Annotated in this window: 21 protein-coding genes and 1 tRNA gene; 14 read left to right on the top strand and 8 right to left on the bottom strand. The window is 64.9% G+C overall.

Features of this window, described 5'->3' with window-relative positions; all coding sequences use genetic code 11:
- Position 1 precedes the first annotated feature (1 nt).
- The 10 genes from H276_RS0119125 to H276_RS0119075 all read left to right on the top strand — a co-directional run bounded on the left by H276_RS0119125 (position 2) and on the right by H276_RS0119075 (position 8,346).
- Positions 2 to 1,150: an NAD(P)/FAD-dependent oxidoreductase gene (locus tag H276_RS0119125; RefSeq protein WP_026357189.1), complete on the top strand. Its 1,149-nt coding sequence runs from the start codon at positions 2 to 4 to the stop codon at positions 1,148 to 1,150.
- A gap of 13 nt (positions 1,151 to 1,163) precedes the next feature.
- Positions 1,164 to 1,319 carry a hypothetical protein gene (locus H276_RS24865; protein ID WP_019972893.1) on the top strand — a complete coding sequence of 52 codons (156 nt, stop codon included), beginning with the start codon at positions 1,164 to 1,166 and terminating at the stop codon, positions 1,317 to 1,319.
- A 128-nt stretch (positions 1,320 to 1,447) separates the two neighbouring features.
- Positions 1,448 to 2,317: a ParA family protein gene (locus H276_RS0119115; protein WP_019972892.1), complete on the top strand. Its 870-nt coding sequence runs from the start codon at positions 1,448 to 1,450 to the stop codon at positions 2,315 to 2,317.
- Positions 2,314 to 3,177, top strand: coding sequence for a segregation/condensation protein A (locus H276_RS0119110; RefSeq protein ID WP_019972891.1), 864 nt, complete (start codon positions 2,314 to 2,316; stop codon positions 3,175 to 3,177). The genes H276_RS0119115 and H276_RS0119110 overlap by 4 nt, the downstream gene beginning before the upstream one ends.
- 9 nt (positions 3,178 to 3,186) lie before the next feature.
- Positions 3,187 to 3,903, top strand: coding sequence for an SMC-Scp complex subunit ScpB (gene scpB / locus H276_RS0119105; protein WP_019972890.1), 717 nt, complete (start codon positions 3,187 to 3,189; stop codon positions 3,901 to 3,903).
- Positions 3,896 to 4,636: a pseudouridine synthase gene (locus H276_RS0119100; RefSeq protein WP_019972889.1), complete on the top strand. Its 741-nt coding sequence runs from the start codon at positions 3,896 to 3,898 to the stop codon at positions 4,634 to 4,636. Before scpB ends, H276_RS0119100 begins: the two co-directional genes overlap by 8 nt.
- Positions 4,633 to 5,319, top strand: coding sequence for a (d)CMP kinase (cmk, locus tag H276_RS0119095; protein ID WP_026357188.1), 687 nt, complete (start codon positions 4,633 to 4,635; stop codon positions 5,317 to 5,319). The genes H276_RS0119100 and cmk overlap by 4 nt, the downstream gene beginning before the upstream one ends.
- Entirely contained in the window at positions 5,316 to 6,731 is a 1,416-nt protein-coding gene (gene der / locus H276_RS0119090) for a ribosome biogenesis GTPase Der (RefSeq protein ID WP_019972887.1), read from the top strand. Before cmk ends, der begins: the two co-directional genes overlap by 4 nt.
- A gap of 90 nt (positions 6,732 to 6,821) precedes the next feature.
- Positions 6,822 to 7,589 (top strand): sulfite exporter TauE/SafE family protein, encoded by a 768-nt coding sequence (locus tag H276_RS0119085; protein ID WP_081625512.1) that lies wholly within the window; start codon positions 6,822 to 6,824, stop codon positions 7,587 to 7,589.
- A gap of 683 nt (positions 7,590 to 8,272) precedes the next feature.
- Positions 8,273 to 8,346, top strand: a tRNA-Pro gene (locus tag H276_RS0119075).
- Between the two features lie 355 nt (positions 8,347 to 8,701).
- Here H276_RS0119075 and H276_RS23695 read toward each other — a convergent pair.
- The 4 genes from H276_RS23695 to H276_RS0119050 form a co-directional block, all read right to left on the bottom strand.
- The gene (locus tag H276_RS23695) at positions 8,702 to 9,100 is read right to left on the bottom strand and encodes a hypothetical protein (RefSeq protein ID WP_019972884.1); all 399 of its coding nucleotides are present in this window, start codon (positions 9,098 to 9,100) and stop codon (positions 8,702 to 8,704) included.
- A gap of 518 nt (positions 9,101 to 9,618) precedes the next feature.
- Entirely contained in the window at positions 9,619 to 10,611 is a 993-nt protein-coding gene (locus tag H276_RS0119060) for an NAD(P)H-quinone oxidoreductase (protein WP_026357186.1), read from the bottom strand.
- A 13-nt stretch (positions 10,612 to 10,624) separates the two neighbouring features.
- On the bottom strand, positions 10,625 to 11,674 hold the full coding sequence (locus H276_RS0119055) for an AraC family transcriptional regulator (RefSeq protein WP_019972881.1): 1,050 nt from the start codon (positions 11,672 to 11,674) through the stop codon (positions 10,625 to 10,627).
- On the bottom strand, positions 11,671 to 12,702 hold the full coding sequence (locus H276_RS0119050) for an AraC family transcriptional regulator (protein WP_026357185.1): 1,032 nt from the start codon (positions 12,700 to 12,702) through the stop codon (positions 11,671 to 11,673). The genes H276_RS0119055 and H276_RS0119050 overlap by 4 nt, the downstream gene beginning before the upstream one ends.
- Before the next feature lie 153 nt (positions 12,703 to 12,855).
- On the opposite strand from H276_RS0119050, the gene H276_RS0119045 reads away from it, so the two are divergent.
- Positions 12,856 to 13,545 carry a type 1 glutamine amidotransferase domain-containing protein gene (locus H276_RS0119045; RefSeq protein WP_019972879.1) on the top strand — a complete coding sequence of 230 codons (690 nt, stop codon included), beginning with the start codon at positions 12,856 to 12,858 and terminating at the stop codon, positions 13,543 to 13,545.
- 54 nt (positions 13,546 to 13,599) lie between these two features.
- On the opposite strand, the gene H276_RS0119040 is transcribed toward H276_RS0119045, so the two are convergent.
- Both H276_RS0119040 and H276_RS0119035 read right to left on the bottom strand, forming a co-directional pair.
- Entirely contained in the window at positions 13,600 to 13,959 is a 360-nt protein-coding gene (locus H276_RS0119040; protein ID WP_019972878.1) for a hypothetical protein, read from the bottom strand.
- Complete coding sequence (locus H276_RS0119035) at positions 13,956 to 14,684, bottom strand: hypothetical protein (RefSeq protein WP_019972877.1); 729 nt, start codon at positions 14,682 to 14,684, stop codon at positions 13,956 to 13,958. The genes H276_RS0119040 and H276_RS0119035 overlap by 4 nt, the downstream gene beginning before the upstream one ends.
- Before the next feature lie 157 nt (positions 14,685 to 14,841).
- On the opposite strand from H276_RS0119035, the gene H276_RS0119030 reads away from it, so the two are divergent.
- Complete coding sequence (locus tag H276_RS0119030) at positions 14,842 to 15,297, top strand: hypothetical protein (protein ID WP_026357184.1); 456 nt, start codon at positions 14,842 to 14,844, stop codon at positions 15,295 to 15,297.
- On the opposite strand, the gene H276_RS0119025 is transcribed toward H276_RS0119030, so the two are convergent.
- Together H276_RS0119025 and H276_RS0119020 are read right to left on the bottom strand one after the other, a co-directional pair.
- Entirely contained in the window at positions 15,294 to 18,194 is a 2,901-nt protein-coding gene (locus tag H276_RS0119025) for an RND family transporter (RefSeq protein WP_019972875.1), read from the bottom strand. The genes H276_RS0119030 and H276_RS0119025 overlap by 4 nt on opposite strands.
- A complete protein-coding gene (locus H276_RS0119020; protein ID WP_019972874.1) occupies positions 18,191 to 18,637 on the bottom strand; it encodes an MmpS family transport accessory protein in 447 nt (148 codons plus the stop codon). Before H276_RS0119020 ends, H276_RS0119025 begins: the two co-directional genes overlap by 4 nt.
- 398 nt (positions 18,638 to 19,035) lie before the next feature.
- Here H276_RS0119020 and H276_RS0119015 point away from each other — a divergent pair, with 398 nt between their 5' ends.
- Together H276_RS0119015 and H276_RS0119010 are read left to right on the top strand one after the other, a co-directional pair.
- Positions 19,036 to 20,343: a hypothetical protein gene (locus tag H276_RS0119015; RefSeq protein WP_019972873.1), complete on the top strand. Its 1,308-nt coding sequence runs from the start codon at positions 19,036 to 19,038 to the stop codon at positions 20,341 to 20,343.
- A complete protein-coding gene (locus H276_RS0119010; protein WP_019972872.1) occupies positions 20,343 to 21,284 on the top strand; it encodes a glutamate ABC transporter substrate-binding protein in 942 nt (313 codons plus the stop codon). Before H276_RS0119015 ends, H276_RS0119010 begins: the two co-directional genes overlap by 1 nt.

The raw sequence follows: 21,284 nt of genomic DNA, 5'->3' as shown, positions 1-21,284 counted from the left end.
GGTGCGCGAGCATCAGGTTGCCGTCGTCGGAGCGGGATCTTCGGGACTCGCTGTGGCATTGAGCCTGAGCGACAGGGGTATCCGCCCGCTGCTGATCGACCGGGCCGATCATGTCGGGTCGTCCTGGAAAGGTCGGTACGACCGGCTGAAACTCAACACTCGTCGGCAGACGTCCCACCTGCCCGACCGGCCGTACCCTAAAGGCACCGCGACCTTCCCGACCCGGGATCAGGTTGTCGCGCACCTGGATCATCACGCGCATGAAGATGGCCTTGATCTCATGCTCAGCACATGTGTGGTCAGGATCGACAAGATGGCGGGCAACTGGGTACTGGCCACGACTTCGGGAGACATCAGTGCCCAGCAGATCGTTGTGGCCACCGGCCACGAGCACACCCCGAGAATCCCGGACTGGCCCGGCCTCAGCTCGTACCGAGGAACTGTGCTGCACTCGGCGAGTTACCGAAATCCCAAGCCGTACCTAGGGAAACGCGTGCTGGTGGTCGGGGCGGGATCCTCGGCAATGGAAATCGTCTACGACGTCGCCAGCGGGGGAGCGGCGCAGGCTTGGCTGGCAGTGCGCACTGCACCGCACGTCCTGTTGTGTGCACTGCCCGGTGGATTCCCGTCGGACTACATCACCAATCGGCTCTACGACGCGCCGCTGTGGCTCGCCGACGCGGTCTCCCGTGTCGCGCTCCGTGTGGGCGTCGGAGACCTGTCCGAATTCGGTTTGCCGACACCGACCGAAGGGGTGTTCACCAGGGGCAAGCGCCTCGGCCGGACGCCGGTGGTCGTGGACCGCGAGGTAGTCGGGGCCATCCGGGCCCGACTGTTCGAGGTGGTACCGACCGTCGAATCATTCAGTGAAGACTCGGCTCTGCTCATCGACGGTCAGCGGTTACAACCCGACGTCGTGATCTGTGCGACCGGATACCGGCGTGGTCTGGAACCGATGGTCGGCCATCTGGGGGTCTTGGACGAACGTGGCCTGCCGCGCTCGACCGGTCCGGTTCCTGCGGCGCCAGGGTTGCGGTTCGTCGGATTCCTGTCGCGCCCCGGGCTCATTTCGTTCGTCGCCAAACAGTCCGCTCAGGTCGCTAAGGATATCGCCGACGAGCTTGAGTGGGCACTGTCTCTCACACCATGACGCCTCTCACACCATGACGCGAGTCACGGCGGTCGCGCTGCTGTTGGAAGCGACACCGGTCCGGCCACACAACCGCATCGGCATCGGCGAGGAAAGCGGTGAGAGGGCTCCGACGGGTCGGCTTTGGGCCGCGGGCCTCGACCGCGAGGCCCAAGCGGTGCGGGCTTGATCCGCACGTTGACCGCGGGTCGGCCCGGTACGGGCGCGTCGCAACGTTAAACTTGCCTGGATGTTCGCCAAGTGTGGGTTGCCCGGCCGGTGGTGGTCGCGCATCGAGCGCTTGCGCGAGGAGCGGCCATGATCGACGGCGACGGACACGACCCGGTACCCGAGCTGGGCCTGACCGGTCGGCCGCTACGCACCATTCCCGAGCCTCAGACCCGCACCACGCATGGTCCGGCCAAGGTCATCGCGATGTGCAACCAGAAGGGCGGGGTCGGTAAGACCACCTCGACCATCAACCTGGGTGCCAGCCTGGCTGAATACGGCCGTCGGGTGCTGCTGGTGGACCTCGACCCGCAGGGGGCGCTCTCGGCGGGCCTGGGGGTGCCGCACTACGAGCTCGACCAGACCGTGCACAACCTGCTGGTCGAGCCGCGGGTCTCGATCGACGACGTGCTCATCAAGACCCGGGTCAGCGGCCTGGACCTGGTGCCCAGCAACATCGACCTTTCGGCGGCCGAGATCCAGCTGGTCAACGAGGTGGGCCGCGAGCAGTCCCTGGCGCGGGCGCTGTATCCGGTGCTCGACCGCTACGACTATGTGCTGGTCGACTGCCAGCCGTCGCTGGGCCTGCTCACCGTCAACGGACTGGCCTGCGCCGACGGCGTCATCATCCCGACCGAATGCGAATACTTCTCGCTGCGTGGGCTGGCGCTGCTCACCGACACCGTCGACAAGGTGCATGACCGGCTCAACCCGCGACTACAGATCAGCGGGATCTTGGTCACGCGGTACGACCCCAGGACGGTCAACGCCCGCGAGGTGATGGCCCGCGTGGTCGAGCGCTTCGGTGACCTGGTGTTCGACACCGTCATCACCCGCACCGTCCGTTTCCCCGAGACCAGCGTCGCCGGTGAGCCGATCACCACCTGGGCGCCGAAGTCCGCGGGTGCGGTGGCCTACCGAGCGCTGGCTGCCGAAGTCATTCATCGGTTCGGCATGTGAACGATGTCGAGAGCACGGAGGTAACCGATGCCGCCGTAGGCGCAGCACCTGCTGCTGCTTCGAGCGACAGTCAGTCGGGCCGGTTCCGGGTTCGGCTCACCAACTTCGAGGGCCCGTTCGACCTCCTGCTGCAACTGATCTTCGCGCACCGCCTCGATGTCACCGAGGTCGCATTGCACCAGGTGACCGACGATTTCATCGCCTACACGAAAGAGATCGGCGCGCAGCTGGAACTCGACGAGACGACGGCGTTCCTGGTGATCGCGGCCACGCTGCTGGACCTCAAGGCCGCGCGCCTGCTGCCCGCCGGTGAGGTGCACGACGAGGAGGATCTGGCGCTGTTGGAGGTCCGCGATCTGCTGTTCGCGCGGCTGCTGCAGTACCGCGCGTTCAAACACGTCGCCGAGATGTTCGCCGAACTGGAGGCGGCGGCGTTGCGCAGCTATCCGCGCGCGGTGTCGCTGGAGGACCGGTATTCCGATCTGCTGCCCGAGGTGATGCTCGGGGTGGATGCTGAGAAGTTCGCCACCATCGCCGCGGCTGCTTTCACCCCGCGCCCGGTGCCGACGGTCGGGACCGACCATATCCACGCGCCGAAGGTGTCGGTGCCCGAGCAGGCGCAGCGACTGCTGGGCCTGCTCGAACAGCGCGGGATCGGCGAATGGGCGACGTTTACCGAGCTGGTGGCGGACTGTTCGGCCGGGATCGAGATCGTCGGGCGGTTCCTGGCGCTGCTCGAATTGTTCCGGGCCAGGGCGGTAGCATTCGAGCAATCAGAACCGCTTGGTGTGCTCCAGGTTTCGTGGACCGGAGATCGGCCTACCAGCGAACACCTGGCAACCGCTGACGCGGAAGAATAGCGAGACGAAATGGCTAACGGTGACGAGATCCCGTCTGTTGTCGACCTCGGGGCCGACCGGTACGTCGACGTCGCCGTCTCCGAGCTGGAGGACGACGAACTGGAGGCCGTGCTGGAGGCGCTGCTGCTGGTGGTCGACACCCCGGTGACGGTCGACGCGCTGGCGAGCGCCACCGAACAACCGACCGACCGGATCGCCGCAAAGCTGCGGTTGATGGCCGAGGAACTGGCAGCCCGCGCCAGCGGCATCGACCTCCGGGAGGCCGGTGGCGGGTGGCGGATGTACACCCGTGCGCGCTACGCCCCGTACGTGGAGCGCCTCTTGCTGGACGGAGCACGGTCCAAACTCACCCGTGCCGCACTGGAAACCCTCGCGGTGGTCGCCTACCGCCAGCCCGTGACCAGGACGCGGGTCAGTGCGGTCCGTGGCGTCAACGTCGACGCTGTCATGCGGACGTTGCTCGCCCGCGGGTTGATCACCGAGGCCGGTACCGATCCGGACACCGGGGCCACGGCATTCGCTACCACCGAGCTGTTCCTGGAGCGGCTGGGGCTCAGCTCACTGACCGATTTACCCGACATCGCACCGCTGTTGCCCGATGTCGACGTGATCGAAGACCTGAGCGAATCACTCGGTGACGAACCGCGATTCGCCAAACTCAACGGTGGTTCGCCAAAGGGTGACCGGCCACAGACCTTCGACGTGGACAAGGACTTACATGGTTGACGAGGGAGTGCGACTGCAAAAAGTGTTGTCGCAGGCCGGAATTGCGTCCCGCCGGGTGGCCGAGCGGATGATCACCGACGGCCGTGTCGAGGTCGACGGCCGGGTGGTCACCGAACTGGGTACTCGTGTGGACCCCGCGGCGGCAGAGATCCGCGTCGACGGTTCCCGCATCGTGCTCGATGACACCCTGGTGTACTTGGCGATCAACAAACCCCGCGGCATGCACTCGACCATGTCGGACGATCGTGGCCGGCCATGCGTGGGTGATCTTGTGGAGCACCGGGTTCGCGGTAACAAGAAGCTGTTCCACGTGGGCCGCCTCGACGCCGATACCGAGGGTCTGCTTTTGCTGACCAACGATGGGGAGCTGGCCCACCGGCTCATGCACCCGTCCTTCGAGGTGACCAAGACCTACGTCGCGACCGTGCTCGGTACCGTGCCGCGCGGGCTGGGCAAGAAGCTGCGGGCCGGCGTCGAATTGGACGACGGTCCGGCACATGTCGACGATTTCGCGGTGGTCGACACGGTGCCTGGCAAGACCATGGTGAAGGTCACCCTGCATGAAGGACGCAACCGAATCGTGCGACGGTTGCTGGCCGCAGTAGATTTCCCGGTGCAGGAGCTCGTGCGCACCGATATCGCCACGGTGTCGCTGGGTGATCAGCGTCCGGGCAGTATCAGAGCGCTCAGCCGTAAGGAAATCGGCGAGCTTTATCAGGCGGTGGGTTTGTGAGCGGGTCCTTGTTAGTGGCGGTCGACGGTCCTGCCGGAACCGGAAAGTCTTCGGTGTCACGAGCTTTGGCGCGTGCACTGGGGGCGCGGTATCTGGACACCGGGGCGATGTATCGAATCGTCACGCTGGCCGCGCTGCGTGCCGGCGCCGATCTGAGCGATGAGTCTGCCATCGAGCGAGCGGCAGCCGATGCGGAAGTCGGCCTAGGCTCGGATCCTGACGTGGACCGCGCTTACCTTGCCGGCGAAGACGTCTCGGCTGAGATTCGGGGCGACGCGGTGACTCGCGCGGTGTCGGCAGTGTCGGCCGTGCCTCTGGTGCGGGCCCGGCTGGTCGACTTGCAGCGTGCCCTGGCGGCCAGCGGTGGACGAGTTGTGGTGGAAGGCCGCGACATCGGCACGGTGGTGTTGCCGGATGCGGATGTGAAGATCTTCCTCACCGCCTCGGCCGAGGAGCGGGCACGCCGGCGTAACGCGCAGAACATCGCCAGCGGGCTGCCTGACGATTACGTGAGCGTGTTGGCAGACGTGCAGCGAAGGGACCATCTCGATTCCACCCGAGCGGTGTCACCCCTTCGGGCTGCCGACGACGCACTGGTGGTCGACACCAGCGATATGGACGAAAACCAAGTGGTCACACGCCTTTTGGAGCTCGTGATCCAACATGCGGGAGTACGACGATGAGTTCGACCGAATCCGACGGCACGCGGAATGACGAGGGTGACTGGGAGATCGGCGAAGCTGTCGCCGAGGCGATCGAGGAAGTGACGTCGCCTCCGCCGGTGCTCGCTGTGGTCGGTCGGCCCAACGTCGGCAAGTCCACCTTGGTGAACCGGATCCTGGGCCGTCGCGAAGCCGTCGTACAAGACATTCCCGGCGTTACCCGCGACCGGGTGTCCTACGACGCGAGCTGGGTCGGCCGGCGATTCGTGGTGCAGGACACCGGGGGATGGGAACCCGACGCCAAGGGGCTGCAACAGCTCGTGGCCGATCAGGCTCAGGTGGCGATGCGCACCGCCGATGCGATCATCCTCGTGGTCGACGCGGTGGTGGGGGCGACGGCTGCCGACGAAGCCGCGGCGAAATTGCTGCGTAAGTCGGGCAAGCCGGTTTTCCTGGCAGCCAACAAGGTTGACACCGACCGCGGTGAGGCCGATGCCGCTGCGCTGTGGTCGCTGGGCATCGGGGAGCCTCACCCGATCAGCGCCATGCACGGGCGTGGAGTCGCCGATCTGCTCGACGAGGTGATAGCGAAGCTGCCGGAGGTGTCGGAGCTGTCAGGCGGTGGCGGGGGCCCGCGCCGCGTCGCGCTGGTCGGTAAGCCGAACGTCGGCAAGAGCTCACTGCTCAACCGGCTGGCCGGTGACGAGCGGTCCGTGGTGCACGACGTGGCGGGTACCACGGTCGATCCGGTCGACTCGTTGATCGAATTGGGCGGCAAGGTCTGGCGTTTCATCGACACCGCGGGGCTGCGCCGCAAAGTCGGGCAAGCCAGCGGGCACGAGTTCTATGCCTCGGTGCGCACGCACGGTGCGATCGACGCCGCCGAAGTGGTGATGGTGCTGATCGACGGTTCCCAGCCGCTGACCGAGCAGGACCAGCGGGTGTTGTCGATGGTGATCGAAGCCGGCCGGGCACTGGTGCTGGTGTTCAACAAGTGGGACTTGGTCGACGAAGAGCGGCGCTACGACCTGGACCGTGAGATCGAACGGCAACTGGCACAGGTGCAGTGGGCGCCGCGGGTGAACATCTCGGCCAAGACCGGTCGGGCCGTGCAGAAGCTGGTGCCCGCGCTGGAGACGGCGCTGGCGTCCTGGGACATGCGGATCTCGACCGGCCAGCTCAACACCTTCCTCAAGGAAGTGGTTGCCGCGACCCCGCCACCGGTGCGTGGGGGAAAGCAGCCCCGCATCCTGTTCGCCACCCAGGCAGCCAGCCGGCCGCCGACGTTCGTGCTGTTCACCAGTGGGTTCCTGGAGGCCGGCTATCGCCGGTTCCTGGAACGTCGGCTGCGTGAGACGTTCGGTTTCGAGGGCAGTCCGATCCGGATCAATGTGCGGGTCCGTGAGAAGAGGGGCGCTCCCAAGCGCCGCTGATCGAGTGATTTGTGTGCATTTACCGGCGGTAGGCGCCGACAAATGCACACAAATCACGTGGGTAGGGTGGCCCGGGTGTCTGTCACCCACATGATCTTGATTGCCTTGGCCGGAGTCGGGGCGGGGGCGATCAACGCCATCGTCGGATCGGGCACGCTGATCACGTTTCCCACGCTGGTGACGCTGGGCTTTCCTCCGGTCACCGCGACGATGTCCAATGCTGTCGGCCTGGTTGCCGGTGGCGTCTCGGGCACCTGGGGGTACCGCCGTGAGCTGCGCGGGCAGTGGAACCGGCTGCGTTGGCAGATTCCCGGCTCGCTGATCGGCGCCGGATTGGGCTCGTGGCTTCTGCTGCACCTGCCGGAGAAAGTGTTCGTCGAGGTGGTTCCGGTGCTGTTGATCCTGGCGCTGGTGCTGGTGGTCATCGGTCCGCGGATCCAGGCATGGGCGCGGCGGCGGGCCGACGAGTCAGGGCAGTCTGCCGACCACGTCAGCCCGCGACGGATGATCGCGCTCGTGCTCGGCACCTTCGCAGTGGGCATCTACGGCGGATATTTCACTGCGGCACAAGGGATCCTGCTGATCGCCGTGATGGGCGCGCTGTTGCCGGAGTCGATCCAGCGGATGAACGCGGCCAAGAACTTGCTGGCGCTGCTGGTGAACGTTGTCGCCGCGGCGGCATACACGATTGTCGCGTTCGACCGGATCAGCTGGGCGGCGGCTGGTCTGATCGCGGTGGGTTCTCTGGTCGGCGGATTCCTCGGCGCGCACTACGGACGGAGGCTGTCGCCGAACGCGTTGCGGGGTGTGATCGTGGTGGTCGGTTTGATTGGGCTGTACCGGTTGGTGACGGTCTGACTCAGGTGGGCTGGTGCAATCTCGGAGGCCGCCCGGAGTACGGAATGACGTAGCGGTAGTGCCCGTGCACTGCTCGTTCATCGCTCAAGCGAGATAGCTTGCCGCAGCCACTGATTCGTGGAACTGCTGATCGGCGTTGTAATAGCTGGTCCAGCCGGTAGTGGTGGCCCGCATCCGCGACGATCACTGCAAGCGCGTCGAGTTTCGCATCGGTGGCAGCGCCGACGGCGTTCCTCAACTGGCCGTGACGAGTCGCAGCTTCGGTACCAAGGTGGTCGAGGTCAATCCGGGCGACGCCACGCGGCCGTTCATGCCTGGAGTACCCCCGGGGCTTTCGCGTGGCACCACAAGGTGCTGCTCTATGACGTCGGAATGTTCATTGAATCATCGTTCAGCAGGCGCCGGGGGCGGGTGGGTGCGACGGTCTTGGTGGCGCTGTCCTCGTGGGTGCCGGGGCGGGCAAGATCGCGCAATGGTCGCTCCTCGCGGCAGCGTGCTTGCGGCTTTTGACGAGGGTCAGGAGCCGGTCACGGTGACGATTGACGCGTCTCCGACTTGAGTGCCAGCGGGAGGCCGAACCTCGCGCACTGAGCGTCGACCGGGGGCCGGTGGGGCGGATTACGAAAAGGGTGGGCAGCTGCGGTACGCTTTCGACCGCTACCGGAGAGATCCGGAAGGCACCACGGGCTGTGGCGCAGCTTGGTAGCGCACTTGACTGGGGGTCAAGTGGTCGCAGGTTCAAATCCTGTCAGCCCGACAAGTAAACCGCCTGCTCACAGGCGGTTTTTTCATCTTCCGGTCGAGTCGGATCCTTGGCTTGACCGCCATTTTGACCCCCATTGGCGTTAAGTACATTTTGGTTTGCAGAAGTCCGTGCGGTGCGGTCTGGTGCCGTAGCTGCCGAATATCCATGATGTGGCGAAGGTCAGCGACAGGAACCGACGAAGGACCGGTGCGGAAGACAGCACGCAGCTACCTTCGTCGCAGTTCTACGGTGTTGTGCTGGCTTCCCATTGCGCGGGCGTGCGAATACGCGGTGGCCGGACATGTCAGGGCGCATCCGGGAGACGGACATGTACACCGAGGTGCCGCGGAGCCGCCGACCGCCCACATCACCGACAGCTCTGCCCGAAGTCGATTCCTTCGTCGATCCGGGTGCGGGGCCACGCCCCTTGGTGCGTAGCTGTAATCGTCGGATTATCGTGCGGTGGGGTGGTCGCCACTACTTGGGGCTGCTCCCACGGATAAATGACGTCGACGTACCGATGACACGCACGGTGCTCACCTTCGCCGAGACCCTCGAGGTCCTCGATGATCTCCGTTGCCCGTGCCTGATCGACTCGCCACACGACATGCGTCGGCCCTGGGTCGATGTCGGTCGCGCCGGGTTCGATACGGAACTCGTGAACCACGCCGGCATGCTCAAGCCGAGAACCGCCGTGCTGTGCCGCGTCGCGCAGCACGGCTGCAAACTCGAGCACTCCCGCGCGATCCATGTTCAGCAGGACCACATCGTCTCCGTAGTGGAAGTTGGTCAGGTAGTTGACACGGATGACGCTTATAGCTCTCCCTGTTCGCTACGTTCGCCTCTGAACGTACGGGTGGGGGTGTGGACACTGGACATGCGGCCGCTCGACCAGCGGGTGCCTCAGCGGCGCGGTCGATGCTTGTCAGCAAGGATCGGTGCAAAGTGGCGGTGAGCTGTTCCACCTCGCCGATGATGGCCGGATAGGCCTCGTCGACCACGAGAATCACCTGCTCGATCAGCGCGCCTCCAGCGGTGGCGTTCACAGCGAAGTAGTTGTACTGAGCGCGTACCGGACGAGTGCCGACGTGCAACGTGCCAGTGCTGCGTGTGGCGATCACTCCATAGCGAGGCAGGGTCTCGATTCTGCTGGTCGTGGTGTCGCGAGCGCCGCAGTCGCGCAAGGTGCAGTCCGCGTTGCCAAGCACGACGGTTTCTGGCGCTGTGCCAGGGGCCCGGTCGGGTTCTTCGACGCCCACCTCACCGGGTGATCGTGTTGGCAAGTCACGGTTCACGCACGGTGAGCAGAACCTTTCCCACTGTCTGATCGGAGTCGAGCAACTTGTGTGCCTTTGGTGCATCGGTGATCGGGACTTCGGCTGCGACGACGGGTTTGACCGCTCCCTGCGCGATCAATGGCCACAATTGTTGCCGCAGTTCAGCGATGATCTCGGCTTTGGAACCGGGCCCCTGCTCGGGCCGGCGACGCAGGTTCGTCGCGTGCACCGATCCGCGTTTGAAGAGCAGTGCGCCGAGATCCAGTTCGGCTGAGGCCCCACCCTGCAACCCGATGATCGTCAGATGCCCGTTCTCGGCGAGTGCTTGCACGTTCTTGGGCAGGTAGCTGCCGCCCATGATGTCGAGAATGACGTTGGCGCCGGAGTATTCGGAGTTGACCACCGCCGGGAAATCCTGCTCCCGATAGTTGATCAACGTCTGCGCGCCGAGGTCGCGGCAACAGTCCAGCTTGAACTGCGAACCGGCGGTCACCGCCACGTTGGCACCCAGTGCACGACCCACTTGGATTGCGTGCGTGCCGATTCCGCTGCCACCGCCGTGGATCAGCAGGGTTTGACCGCTCTGTAGTCCACCGGTCATCACCACATTCGACCACACCGTGGCGGCGGTCTCGGGCAGTGCCGCCGCGGCGGTGACGCTGACGCCCTCTGGCACGGGTAGTACCTGGCTCGCCGCCACGTTTACCCGCTCGGCGTACCCTCCGCCGGCCAGCAGGGCGCACACCGCATCGCCGGGCGCCCAATCCTGCACTCCGGCGCCCACTTCGGCGATATACCCGGACACCTCAAGACCGGGGACCTCGCTGACACCCGGCGGTGGCGGGTAGAAGCCCATCCGTTGCATCACGTCGGCACGGTTCACTCCGGCGCCCACCACGTCGATGGCGACCTGCCCTGGACCCGGTGCGGGCAGGTCGTCGACCTGCGCCCACTCCATCACTTCTGGCTCGCCAAAACCGTTGAGCGTTATCGCATACATGCAGTGTTCTCCTTTACCTGTTTGTCGTGCGTGGGTGTGTTGTCGTGTTCTGCCGGGTCAGATAGGCCCGTGGGCTATCGCCCTTCCATCGGTGGAATGCGTGCGAGAAGTTGCTGACGTCGTTGTATCCCAGCCGGTTTGATACCTGCTCGACGGTCATGCCGCTCTGCAACAACTCCGTCCCCAGGTGGTGGCGCACCTCATCGAGCAGTTTTCGGAACGAGGTGCCTTCCGCCTCCAGTTGCCGTCGCAGCGTTCGCGTACTGCACGACAGCCGATCTGCCACCTGGGCCAGGCTCGGTGGCCGGGCGGGGTCGGCCAGCAACAGATCGCGGACCAGACCCGCGCGACCCGTGCGGGCTTCACGTTGCTCGAGCAGCAGCCGGCATTGCTGTTCGGCGAGCTTGGCGGTGTGGGTACTCGCCTGTGGCAGGGGCATATTCAGCAGGTCCGCCGACAAGGTGACCGAGGTTATCGCGTCGTCGAAGTCGGGTACCGCGCCGAACATCTCCTCGTACAGTCCGACGGCCGGTCCAGGGTCGGGGAGTGCGAACGAGATGCGGCTCGGTGGCGGGGGCGTGCCGAGGATCTCCCGGTACAGATTCGGGATGGCCGCTGCATCACGTTCCAGCACGAACCTGCGTACCGGCGCGGGCACGGAACGGGCGTCGATCACGATCGAGAGATCGTCACCATGGCGGTGTGTTTCGAAGGTGCAGAAGGCGTAACTCAGTCGCACGAACCTCACTGCGACGTCGACCGCTTCACCCAGGGTCGGGCTGGTGAGGATGGCAAAACCCCACACTCCGAAGGCGGTGACCGGATACCTGGCCGCGGCCTGCAAGCCGAGCCCCGGCCGGTCCCCGAGAGCCGCAACGATATTCGCGATGGCCCTGAGTTCCTGTTGTCCGGTGACCTCGGCGGCGGGAATCCGGACGGTGGCCGGGGTGATCCTGGTGCCGACAAGACACTGTTGTGCGGTCAAGCCGAACTCGGCGGCCCAGTCGAGCATCAGCACCAGACTCGCTGCCGGCCGCTTGGAATGCAGATCCGGCGCCGTCATCGAGAGCGCGCCCGCCGGCGATATTCCTGGGGCCCGACACCCTTCCACCGCCGGAAGGCCTGGGTAAAGCTGGATACCTGTGAATAGCCGAGGCGTTCAGCGATTTCCGCGACAGAACGGCCATCGGTGACGAGCAGCTCCTCGGCCAGCGTCTCGCGCACCTCTTCCTGCAGCACCCGCAGCGACACCCCTTCACCGGCGAGGTGTCGCCGTAGGGTGCGTGGACTGACCATCAGTTGCCGTGCGGCCTCGTCGAGCGACAGCACGGGTGACGGACTCGCCAGCATCAGATCGCGCAACAGGCCCGCGACGCCGGCCCGTGCCGATCGCTGTCTGAGCAGTCCGACCGCTTGTTTCTCCGCCATCGACCGGGCGTACTGATTGGCCTGGGGCAGCGGCGCACTCAACGATTCCAGGCTGACGATCAGGCAGTTCTGCGGTGCGTCAAACTCAGGTTCGACGCCGAACACGTCGATGTACTTCTGCACGACCTCCTCGGGTGGGCGCGCCATCGTATAGGCCACCCGCAGCTGGGCATCGGGTTTCATGAGCAGATCGCGCTGTAACGTCTGGATGCCGGTGCTGTCGCGCTCGACGGCGAATCGGCGGACGCGGACCGGCAGCGCTGTGGGGTCGAGAACCAACCGGCCGGTACCGTCGGCCTCGTCGGTGGAGACGCTGAGCCGGCACAGGCAGAAGCTGAGCGCGGCCAGCGACATCCCCACCGCCATCGCATCTCCCAGTGTCCGGGAGCTCATGAGCGCAAGACCCCAGAGCCCCGGCGACGCGGCATGGCAGCGCAGCCCGGCCTCGACGCCCAGCCCCGGAACATCAGACAGCGCGTCGAGGATGTTGCCGAGGATCTGCAGTTCATCGCGAAGGCGGACCTCGGCGTCGAGGTCGTCGAGGGCTTCTCGGGTCAGGAGTGTGCCGTGCAGTGAGTCGGCGTGAGCCATTCCGTCCCCTGCTGCCAGGTCGACCAGTAGCGCAGCGCTTGCCGGCGAACGCAGAACCTCGTGTGTACTCACATACACCTCATGTGGCCGTGGCTGTTTGCTCTCATCATGCGGTATCCAGGTTAGGAGCGAGCGTGCATCGCTCGACAGGTGACGGATGGCCAAGAAGTTGTGATAAGTGGCCAGTTACTGGCAACGCCGGCCCGGCGACGGAATCCTTAGGAGATGACCAAGCGCATCCTGAACGTCGTCACCAACGTCTCCCATTACGAGGATCCGTCCGAGCCGACCGGATTGTGGCTCTCGGAGCTGACACACGCTTACGACGTCTTCGCCGAAGCGGGTTACCAACAGACGATCGTCAGCCCCAAGGGCGGCCTCTCGCCGTTGGAACCGCGCTCACTGAAGTTTCCGAACTACGACAAGAGCGCAAAGTCGTGGAAGACCGACCCCGCGAAGATGGAACTGTTGGCCACCACTGCTTCACCTGATGAGATCGATTCGGCGGACTTCGACGCGATCTACTTCACCGGCGGCCACGCGGTGATGTTCGATTTCCCCGATAGTGAAGGGCTGCAACGCATCACCCGCGAGATTTTCGAGCGCGGCGGAATCGTGTCCTCGGTCTGCCACGGCTATGCCGGGCTGCTCAACACCACGCTGTCCGATGGGTCGCTTCTGGTTGCCGGGCGCAAGCTGACCGGTTTCTCCTGGTCGGAGGAGGTGCTCGCGCGGGTCGACAAGCTGGTGCCCTACAACGTCGAAGAGGAAATGAAGAAGCGCGGCGCCCGCTACGTTAAGGGCCTGATTCCCTTTGCCTCCTACGTCGTCGCCGATGGTCGGCTGGTGACGGGCCAGAATCCGGGGTCCGCGAAGGCCACGGCCAAAAAAGTCGTGTCGGTGTTCGGGAGCTGACCCCGGTTACCGAGCCAGGGATCAGCCGCTGAGAGTCTGCCGCGGACTCCGGACCTATCCGAACGTCGCCCGAAGGGCACCGGCTTCACCAGGTACCAATTCAAGGCGGTCACCAACATCTACGGTGACCACGCCCGTCGCCTGGAACAGACCGTAGAAGTCGTCGGTCCTGGCGAATGTGTGTGCGCGGGAGAACAATGGCTGCACATCGAACACTCGCACCCGCAGTTTCTCACGCGTGAGTCTGCCCAATTCCCGGCCGGATTCGGGGTCGGTGATCATCTGAGCCGACTCGGAGTGCACGGCGAAAACCATGCCCGGCGTCACACCTGCCTCAGCGCCACGATTGATGACCAAGGTGTAGTCGTCTTCAATGAGCGCGACCTGCCCGGAGAGGGTGTGCCCGTCGTTCATGACGCCGCCAGGGCGGAACCGGCCCGGATTCGCGGCCGTGCGTCATGGATTCCCGCAGGCAGTAATACATCAAGGCGGCTCGTTGTGTCCTGCTCGGTACCGAGCGTGAGTTCGACGGCAGTCTTGGCTTGGAACAGGGCGATCATTGCGTGTTGCTGACGTTCGGCACCGAATGCGTTGAGGGCAACCGTGAGCTTGTTGTCGACGTACTCGACCGAACGCTGCAGATCGGACATCACGGCTGCAGCAGCCGGGCCCTCCGCCCGCGGCGCGGGCTGTCCGTCAAGCCCGCTGTACCACCGGTGTCCGAGTGCGCCGAGGATCGCCGAGCACACGGGGACCACGACGATGATGCAGCTCAGGCCCACAGAGTTGTGCAGGGAAATCGCACCGACCATACCCAGCAGCATGAGTACGCCCGACGTGGTCAGCAGGCGCACGGTCGGCGGAACTGCCTCGATCGCGCGGCACAGTTGCCTCACGGCGCGGGCGCCGCGCCGAGCCAGTTCGGTGATGAACCCGACGATGGCCGTGCCGGCCTTGACGGCGATCCGCCCCACCTCGTCGACCTGCTTGCGCGTCACCGCAGGCTTGGGCATCGACCAGACCCGCTGCTGCGACTGCGAACCGGGAACGGCTCCGGGTTCATCCCGCGCCTCGTCAGCTTCTGGTCCGACCGGCTCGGGCGCCGGCACGACGTTGGTCACATTCGTATCAACAGCCACATCTGCATCATCGCGTCCCCGGAGTCCGATGTGGGTACCGGCACGCCGAAGATCCGCGATTCAAAAGTCCGGACTGTTGGCACAGTCGAGCCGGCGCGTTGAGGTAGCGTTTGCCTAGAGAGGCTAGGTAAGCGCAGGCGAGCAGAGGAGCTTTCACGTGGGTCTCGGTACTTGGGGCGATCTCACGATCCTTGCCGGTGTGATGGCATTGACTTTCGCGTCGTGCGTATTCCTGTACGTCACCCGGTTGGAGAACCGGACACCGGCGCCGATGGGGGAACAGGTGGGCGCCCACAAAGCGGTGCTGGCAAAGTTGCGCAAGCGTCAACCGCTGACGCAGGACGAGGTCGAATACGCGACCGAACTGGTCGATGACGCGCGTAATCCGCTCGCGTACGCGATACCTGCCGTGCTCTTCAGCATGGGTTTCTTCTACGTCGTGGGCTGCCTGTACGAGCTCCATGTCCACGGCGGCAACCCGTCCTTCCGGACGTTCATCGGCGGAATTCCGATGCTGACCTCCATGAACATCGTCGCGCAGCTGCGTAGGGTGGCGCGGTTGAAAAAGAACTTGCAAGAAGCTCCGTTATTGGCAAGCGAACCGGCGGTTTAGCTCTGTCGCGGCGATCCGGCGATCGGGTCGCCGTCCTCCCACAGCAGTAGCTGACGAACTGAAGCGCGCGACCCGTACGGTTGCAGCATCTGGCTTGCGGGACGGGGTCGCACCCTCAACGGCCACCAGAACCAGCGTCCGATCAGGGCCGCGATGGACGGCGTCATGAACGACCGCACGATCAGGGTGTCGAACAGCAGACCGAACGCGATCGTGGTGCCGATCTGGCCGAGGATCCGCAGATCGGCGAACACGAACGAGGCCATGGTGGCCGCGAACACCAGGCCGGCCGCCGTCACCACCGCGCCGGAGCCTGCCATCGCCCGGATGATTCCGGTGTTCAAGCCGGCACCGATCTCTTCCTTGAATCGAGAGATCAGCAGCAGGTTGTAGTCCGATCCCACCGCCAACAGCAGGATCACGGCAAGGGCCAGCACGATCCAAAACAGTTTGATGCCAAGAAGATCCTGCCAAATCAGCACCGAGAGCCCGAACGAGGCGCCCAACGACAGCGCGACCGTGCCCACGATGACGAAGGCGGCGACAATGCTTCGGGTGATGAACATCATGACGAGCAGGATCAGACTCAGCGCGGCGATCCCGGCAATCATGAGGTCGTATTTGGCGCCGTCCTGGATGTCTTTATAGGTGGCCGCAGTGCCCGCCAGGTAGATCTTGGACCCGGCCAGGGGTGTGCCCTTGACGGCTTCCTGCGCGGCGTGCCTGATGCTATCGATATGCGAAATGCCTTCCGGCGTAGCGGGATCGCCGTCATGGGTGATGATCATGCGGGCGGCCTTGCCGTCCGGTGACAGGAACAGTTTGAGCCCGCGCAGGAATTCGGGGTTGGTGAACGCCTCCGGGGGTAGGTAGAACGAGTCGTCGGTCTTCGACGCGTCGAACGCCTGACCGAGGGCGGTCGCGTTCTGCAGTGCGGCTTGCGTCTGGTCGTTGATCCCCGAGGTGGTGGCGTAGTTGGTCAGCGTCAGATCGCGGTTGGTCTGCTGGCTGGCGATCTGCGGTGGTATCAACGCGAGGAGTTTCGGTTGCAGCGCATCCAGTTTGGCGATGCTGCCCGAGACGTTGGCCAACTGATCGGTCAGTGCGTCGATGCCGTCGAGCGCGTCGAACACCGACCGCAGTGCCGCGCACATCGGGATGTCGAAACAGTGCGGCTCCCAGTAGAAGTAGTTGCGCAACGGGCGGAACTGGTCATCGAAGTCGGCGATTTTGTCGCGCAGATTCTGGGCTGTGGCGACGGTCTGCTGGAATGCCTTGGCCTGCTCATCGGTGACAGCGCTGGATTGCTGTTGCAACGCATACTGCTGGCGCAGAATGTCGATCGAGTTGTTGATCACGTCGACCTGTTTGAGCAGGTCTGCGCCGCGGGCCTGCTGGAAGGGCAGATTGTTGATCTGCGCCGAGCTTCCCGCGCTGATCTGGAACGGTATCGACGTGTGGTCCAGGGGCGTGCCCAGCGGCCGGGTGATCGACTGCACCTGGGCGATGCCGTCGGTGTGGAAGACCGCCTTGGCGACGCGTTCCAGCAGGATCATGTCGGTCGGATTCCGGAGGTCGTGGTCGGCCTCGATCATCAGCAGCTCGGGATTCAGCCGCGCCTGGGAAAAGTGGCGTTCTGCGGCCGCGTAGCCGACATTGGCGGGAGCATCGGCCGGCATGTAGGGCCGGGCGTCGTAACTCGTCTTGTATCCCGGCAGTGCGAGCAGTCCGATGAGTGCCACCCCGACAGTCACCACCAGGACGGGACCGGGCCAGCGCACGATGGCCGTGCCGATGCGCCGCCAGCCTCGAGTCTGCAGCTTCCGCGCAGGTTCGAACAGACCGAAATGGCGGCCGATCACCAGCACCGCGGGCGCCAGCGTCAACGCCGCCAACACCGCGACGAGGACGCCGATTCCGGCGGGAACACCAAGGCTCTGAAAGTACGGGAGCCGCGTGAAGGTCAGACAGAACACCGCACCGGCGATCGTCAGGCCCGAACCCAGGATGATGTGCGAGGTTCCTCGGTACATCGTGTTGAACGCCGACACCCGGTCCTGCCCGGCGTACCGGGCTTCGTGAAAACGGCCGAGAATGAATATCGCGTAGTCGGTTCCGGCGGCGATCACCAGGAGTGTGAGCAGATTGGTCGAATACGTCGACAGCTCGATGATGCCGGCGTTAGCGAGCACCGCGACGACTCCGCGGGAGGCGGTCAACTCGATCATCACCGTGAAAATCACCAGAATCGCCGTGGTGAGCCGGCGGTAGAGCGACAACAGCATCACCAAGATCACCCCGATGGTGATCAGGGTGGTTTTCAGCGTGCCCTGGCGACCTACTTCGAACTGGTCGGTGACCAGGGGAGCGGGGCCGGTCACATAGGCCTTGACACCCGGCGGTGCCGGAGTGTCCTCGACGATACGACGGACCGAGTCGACGGACTCGTTGGCCAGCGACTCGCCCTGATTGCCGGCGAGGTACACCTGCACCAAGGCCGCCTTGCCGTCGGCGCTCTGCGAACCCGCGGCCGTCAGCGGATCACCCCAGAAATCCTGGATGTGCTCGACGTGCTTGGTGTCCTGACGCAGCTTCTGAATCAAGCCGTCGTAGTAGTGGTGCGCGTCGGCGCCCAGCGGTTGATCGCCCTCCAGCACGATCATCGCCGAACTGTCGGAATCGAATTCGCCGAACACCTTGCCGATCCGTTTGGCGGCCTGCAACGACGGCGCATCTTGGGGGCTCAGCGACACGTTGTGCGATTCGGCGACGGTCTCCAGCTGCGGTACGAAAACATTCGTCACCACCGCCAGGCCCAGCCAGAACATCGCGATGAGTACTGAGAACCGCCGGATCAGGTCCGGAACCCTGTGCTGTGCGTCGTTCTCGGTGCTCATCCGGACTTGTCCAGGCAGTAGGTGTAGGCGTTCAGCGTGTTCACCGTTCTCTCGTCCTTGACCACGTCATCGATCTTGATCCGGCAGCCGATCGAATCACTGTCACCCTGGGCCTGGACGTTGACGAACACTGCGGGCTGGGTGGTGGTCGTGTCGTAGGCCCATGGCAGCGTGACGTTGTCGGCGCGCTGTGGTTGGGCGTTGACGTCCAGGTAGGTGATGGTTGCCACCGTGCCCGGCGGGCCGAAGACCTCCATGACGACGTGCTTGGGATTGAACGGAACGATCTCGTTCACCGTACCGCTGGGCGTCGATGTGACGTCGTGCGAGGCGAAAACGCCGTGCAGGCGGTACACAGCGAAGGCCGCCACCGCGATCACCACCACGGCCACCAGCAGCATCCAGCGTCGGCTCAGCCGACGTCCGATCGAAACCCGCTGCATTCGTGACCCTTTCAATGAGCGGCGACCAGGCGCGGACAGAGGAAATCTCCGCTAGGACGGCTAATCAACTAGGTTGACGGTACGACACTGGGCCGGGCATCACAACTACAAACCTCAGGCGTTTTGCTGTGTGAAAGCTGAGGATGCGCTGACGGAGACGGGCAGCCCGAATGGCCAGTTTGGTGCACCACTCTTCGAAGAATGCGTGACGCAACTGGCCGCTCAGCGGCGTTACGCCTACATATCCAGGCACATAGGGTCTCTTCCACGACATCGTGACCTTTGTGTGAGGCAACCCCGCACGCGAGGCGTTTGCAGGCGCTACCGTGCGATTTATCCGCATTGGATGACGTGTGGTATCGCTGGTCTGGCCCCAGCCTGCGACGAGGAGATGTCGAGTGCACAGCGGTGAGTTGGAGAGTTTGCGGGCACGCACACTCGACGAGTCTCTGCTGGTCGATCTCGACGAGCCGGACCGCCCGGTCATCGACTTCCTGCGGGCCACGCCCGGCCGGATAGCGGCGGTGGCCGTCATTCTCGTAGCAGTGGTGCTGGCCGTGGGCGTCGCGGCGTCGGCGACGGTGTCCAGCAGGCAACGGGAGCTAGGGACCCTCGGCTCGCACACCGAACCGCTCTCCGATGCGGCGCAGCGAATCTACAGCGCTCTGTCGTCCGCCAACACGACGGCGGCTACCGCGTTTCTGGCCGGCGGTGTCGAACCCAGCGAGATCCGCGACCGCTACGACGCCGCCATCGGACAGGCATCCGCCGGTCTGGTGACGGCGTCGAACGGCGTGTCGCCCAACGACACCCACTCGCTGACGTTACTCACGAACCTGTCCAACCAGCTCGCGCTGTACACCGGGATGATGGCGACCGCCCGCTCGAGCAACCGCGCCGGCCTCCCGATCGGCGTCGCGTATCTCAGTGAATCATCCACGCTGCTGCAACAGTCGATCCTGCCCGATGCCGAGCAGTTGTACCGGACGCAGACCGACGCTGTCACGGCATCGCAGCGTTCGACCGCGCCCCCGTATGCAGCGATCGTGGGAGCCGCGTTCGCCGTGGGATTGCTGGTGCTCGCACAGGTTTTCCTGGCCAGCCACAGTCATCGTCGGCTCAACCCGGGACTGGTGCTGGCTTCGGTGTTGATGGCAGCGCTCACGGTGTGGCTGGCAGTCGCCGGGCTGGTGGCGGCACACGCCGCCGACGACGCCCGCACGAAGGGTGGCGAGCCGCTCGAAGTCGCGGTGACCGCCCGGATCCTTGTTCAGCAAGCCCGCGCGGACGAAATTCTCGGCCTGCTCAAACGCGGTTCCGACACCGGATCCGACGCCGGGTTCGATGAGCGGACCACACAGGTCGGGCAACTGCTCGACAGCCACCCGGTGGATGGGGCGCGGGACGCCCTGCACGGCTGGACAAGTGCCCATGATCAGATCCGAAGCGCACTGGGCCGGGGCGATTACCAGGGCGCGGTGGCGATCGCGCGAGACAGCGGGCTCCAGCATTCCGCGGCCCAGTTCACCCTCTTGGATCAAGCATTGGGCGACGACATCGCACGGCTGCGGGAGCGGCAGCGCGACGGCATCACGCGTGCGTACATGGCGCTGAGTGCACTTCCGGCCGGTGCCGCGGCCATCAGTGTGCTGGCGGCGCTGGCGGTTGCCGCGGGTGTCGCACCGAGGCTGAGCGAGTACCACTGATGCGTGCCGTCACCGGGCTTCTCGTCCTCGCAGCGACCGTGCTGACAGGCTGTTCGACTGTGCAGCCACTTGCGCAGGTGCCCGCTTCGCTCACGACCCTGCCGCTGCCCAGCGGTGCCGTCGTGGCGCCGTCGGTCAGCGGGGCGGCGGTCGAAAGCTGCGACGCGACAGCGAGTTTGCGGCCGTCCACGGCAGGTGGGCCGACGGTGGAGGAGATCCGACGCCGCGGACGAGTGATTGTCGGCATTGACCAGAACACCGTCCCGCTCAGTTTTCGCGATCCGGTGACCGGGGAACTGCGGGGTTTCTTGGTCGACCTCTCGCACGAGGTCGCGCGGGACCTCGTCGGTGATCCAGACAAGGTGGATTTCCGGCTCCTGACGGAGCCGGAGCGGATGCCCGCGGTGCAAAACAAAACCGTCGACATCCTGACGAAGGCGACGACGATCACCTGTCCCCGCGCGGAGCAGATAGCGTTCTCGACCGTGTACTTCGAAGGACATCAACGGCTGCTGGTGCCACGGGGTTCGCCGGTGCAGGGGCCGGCCGATCTGGCAGGCAAGCGGGTCTGCTCCGGACTGGCGACGACATCCATTGCTACCGTCGCCCGGGTCGCCCCGGCGGCGACCATTGTCGGCGTGCAGAACTTCGACGACTGCCTGGTCGCGCTTCAGCAGGGTCAGGTGGACGCGGCCAGCACCGACGATTCGCTTCTCGTCGGCATGGCCGGACAGGATCCGAACCTGGAGATCGTCGGGCCGAGCCTGGAAAACGAGCCCTACGGTATCGGAGTCAACAAATCCGAAGAAGATCTGGTCCGCGCGGTCAATGCCAGCCTGGAACGGATCCGGCAGGACGGGACGTGGGTTCGGCTGTACCGCAAGTGGTTCAGTATCCTCGGCCCGGCGCCGAGCCCGCCACAACCGAAGTATCGGGATTGA

The organism is Mycobacterium sp. 141 (assembly GCF_000382405.1).
GTDB lineage: Bacteria > Actinomycetota > Actinomycetes > Mycobacteriales > Mycobacteriaceae > Mycobacterium.
This window is presented reverse-complemented; position numbering and strand designations above follow the sequence as displayed.